This is a genomic window from Oleiphilus sp. HI0128, assembly GCF_001635365.1.
Genome location: NZ_LWGG01000727.1, coordinates 1 through 3,514, shown reverse-complemented (window position 1 = coordinate 3,514; position 3,514 = coordinate 1). Strand labels below are relative to the sequence as shown.

At 41.8% G+C, this 3,514-nt stretch carries 3 protein-coding genes; 2 read left to right on the top strand and 1 reads right to left on the bottom strand.

From position 1 onward, the window contains the following. Positions 1 to 401: 401 nt before the first annotated feature. Both A3763_RS08980 and A3763_RS08975 read left to right on the top strand, forming a co-directional pair. Positions 402 to 1,850 (top strand): malate:quinone oxidoreductase, encoded by a 1,449-nt coding sequence (locus A3763_RS08980; RefSeq protein WP_068506940.1) that lies wholly within the window; start codon positions 402 to 404, stop codon positions 1,848 to 1,850. A 195-nt stretch (positions 1,851 to 2,045) separates the two neighbouring features. Then, entirely contained in the window at positions 2,046 to 2,612 is a 567-nt protein-coding gene (locus tag A3763_RS08975) for a hypothetical protein (RefSeq protein ID WP_068506939.1), read from the top strand. 73 nt (positions 2,613 to 2,685) lie between these two features. Here the strand turns inward: A3763_RS08975 and A3763_RS08970 are convergent, their stop codons facing one another. Next, positions 2,686 to 3,042 carry a hypothetical protein gene (locus A3763_RS08970; RefSeq protein ID WP_068506937.1) on the bottom strand — a complete coding sequence of 119 codons (357 nt, stop codon included), beginning with the start codon at positions 3,040 to 3,042 and terminating at the stop codon, positions 2,686 to 2,688. Positions 3,043 to 3,514 lie beyond the last annotated feature (472 nt).

Below are 3,514 nucleotides of genomic sequence, written 5' to 3'. Positions count from 1 at the left end.
GTAGTAAGGGTAGAATTCTTTGAAGCTTTGGTAGGTTTTCATTTTGGATAACTCTCTTATTGTTTTTTATATAGTAATCTTATCGGTGCTGCAGTGCCAATTGTTGCTAAGGTGAATTTTCTCTTAAGTTTAATTGATAGATAACATGATTTTTTAGCTTCGGTTAAGCAGTGGTGCTTTATGTCTTGGATACAAATCACTCGAAAAAGGCCAGATATTTGTATAAAATAGCGCCCGGTAAAATCCGGTAACTCGTTATCATCGAGCTCAACCGGCAAATCAGGTGTTGTAGTCTCATCATAAAAACATCTTGGCATTACTTTGGGTGACCCTCAAACAAGCCAAATCTGACTCTTCTCCTCGTATCAAGTTTAAACCACGCTTACAAGCAAGAGTATTATATGAATGTAGTAATTGTCGGCGCAGGGATAATGGGAATTACCTTTGCCACCCTAGCGAAAGAACTGAACCCGAAGCTTAAAATAACCATCATAGAGCGCCTTTCTGGGCCAGCCAAAAGCAACTCCAGCGTATTCAATAACGCGGGAACAGGCCATGAAGCAAATTGTGAATTGAACTATACGCCGGTCGATGAGGATATTATCGAAGTCGAAAAGGCACTCGCAATACACGGTCAATTCAATATCGCCAAGCAGTTTTGGGCTTATTTGGTTAAGAAGGGGATTATCGAAGACCCTACAAGCTTTATCGTTCCGACAAAACACTGCACCCTGGTTCATGAAGACAGTATCAATGAGCTGAAATTGCGTTTTGAAGAAATGTCTCAGCACCACTATTTTGAGCATATGCAGTATTCGGAAGATCATGATGAAATTAAATCATGGATCCCCTATACCATGGAAAATCGACCGACTTCTGAAAAGATGGCTGCGACCATGATTGCGACGGGAACAGATGTTAATTTTGAGTCGATCACCGAGCAAATGGCTGCTTATTTGGCAAAGCAGGAAGGGGTTGAATTTCACTACGGAACGCATGTTACGCGTGTTCATAAAAACCCGGTTAAGCAATGGCTAGTTGAAACCCAAAAAGGCGATCAGAAAATGCGCTTTAAAGGCGACACGCTATTTGTTGCCGCAGGTGGAGGCGCATTCCCGCTTCTTAAACTAAGCCACTTACCAGATAGAACTCGATTTGCAGGCTTCCCTGTTGGTGGTCGCTTCTTGATGGCGCCTATTAGTGAAGAAGACGCTAAACACTACTCTGCAAAAACTTACGGTAAAGCGAAAGTCGGCGCACCACCCATGTCGGTTCCGCATCTGGATTTGCGTGCTGCTAACGGAAAGCATTACTTGCTGTTTGGTCCTTTTGCGACCTTTATGCCGGTGCTGGAAAAAGGCCGAGGTTTCCTTGAGTACTTAAAGTCTATGCGCTTTCATGATATCCCTAACTTTTTGAATGTTGCGCGAGAGCACTTTCCATTAATGAAGTACCTTATTTCCGAGACCTTTGTTTGTAAGGAAAAGATGCTGAAGGAACTAGAAGACTTTGCGCCAGGTTTAAGTAGTAAATTCAACTGGCAGGTTAGTCCGGCAGGTCAGCGAGTGCAAATCATTAAAGATGGTGACTTGCAGATGGGCACCGAGATTATTGTCTCTGATGATAAAACCTACGGGACGCTACTAGGTGCCTCGCCGGGGGCGTCGGTATCACCTGAAGTGATGTTGCGACTGGTTGAACAACTCATGCCATTCCTGATTGAAGATGAGGAAGGCAATAGCAAATTACGAGAAATCTTCCCCGTTCACAGCCTCAGAAAGCTGGAAAAGGACGCTAAGCTCTATCGTGCTATCCGTGATGATGTCAATGAAACCCTAGGCATCGGATAAGCCCTCCAAGCCCAAACACCTAGGGATTTTGCCGATGATCAATCCGCTTCCTTAGGTCTTATGGGCTATTTCACAAGGTTTTACCTCAGTGTTACCTGTTGTTACCACTTTGGGATAATTTGTCATTCCTTTACTTGTTACAATCCTCGGGAATTTATTTAAGGCCCCTTTGTTTGTAACGACTAGGAATATTTGATGACGAATGATATATGGATGAACCTTGGTATACAGAACTCTTTCTCGCAAGATTATGGGCTGTTGTACGATAATTTGGCACTAACGGCCAGTGCACTTGCGGCTTTTTTAATGCTATTGCTCTTACATAGAGTATCGTCGCTGTACCGTGCAAGTCAGCTAAGCAGGCATGAAACTGAAGAGGGTAACGCTGTAGGGTTCTCATCCCAATTAATTGATTTTGCTCAGTTTCATATTAATAGTGTTCATCAAGGGGCTGGAGAGAAACGAGTATTTGAGGATCAAGAAAACCGAAGTGAAGTTGGTTTGTTTTTTATTGGGGCAGTAGAGTTTGTCGTTAAGATGAATGGCTTGTCGTCAAAGCAGCGGCATATGCTTATTGTGGAGCTGCTTCGAGAGAGTCTGGGCTTTTCTGCAAAGGAGGTGAGTAAAGTTTACTCGCAAGCTTTGGTGACTTGCTCAAACTCGCCTTCTAAGAATACAGTAAAGCTCGGAGCAAAAGCATTTAAAGAATGGTCTACAAACGACTTCTCAGGAAGCGTCCATCTATCTACAGTCTTATCATAACCCTAGACGCTAGGTCGTTCTCAGAAGCTTGCAGTCTTTTGAGAACGAGCCTTGATAGCCAAGAATAATTAGTTTACTTCATCAAGCATAATGCGAATGGCACCACCTCAATAAAGTTTTCGCCAGTTAAAAACTTTGTTTTATCTTTGTAGTTAAGTGCATAAAAGTCATCTTTATCGCTCCAAATACTGCTTTGGCGATTGATAGTGTAAAAAGCATTCTCACTATCAAATGCTTCTAGGTACCAGGTCTCAGCCCACTCCTTGTCTTCAAGAACCCAAACTTTGTAGTCACAATTCTTGTTAAATGGTTTTTTGTCACTGCTGATGTCTACCCACTGTGAGCGACCGTGTTTATCTGCAAGCACTGAACCCGAGCCGAATACTAGAACGCAAACAAGTAAAAAAGAAGATACAAAATTTTGGTACATAGGAAATTCTCCGCTGTTTTCATAATGAAGATTTGTAGAAAGTGAAGGTATTAGATAATCTTAGTTCAACAAGTACGAATGTTGAAGTAGATGAAGAGATTTAGTCACTTGATGATAGAGGCGATGCATAAATGTCAAAGAGACTAGTGTTGATATAAATATTCACTCAGGTTTAAAACAGTGGGTTGGGAAAATAAGGTTTTCCTTCCTATACTAATTAGTTCCGGCTTGCTCCATTAGTATGCTTTGAGTTTATCAAGCTTCGCTATTGCCGTTGTTCAAGTAATTTATAAAGCCTCAAATTAAGCAGGTAAGGTGTAGAATATGAATGGAAAATCCTTATCTTTCTTAGGTTTAACTGTTATAGCCATGCTGTCCTTTAATGCGCAAGCAAAAGTTTCTTCGGAGGCCGCAGCTGAATTAGGCGTATCTTTGACTCCTTTTGGCTCAGTTAAAGAAAGTAATCAATACA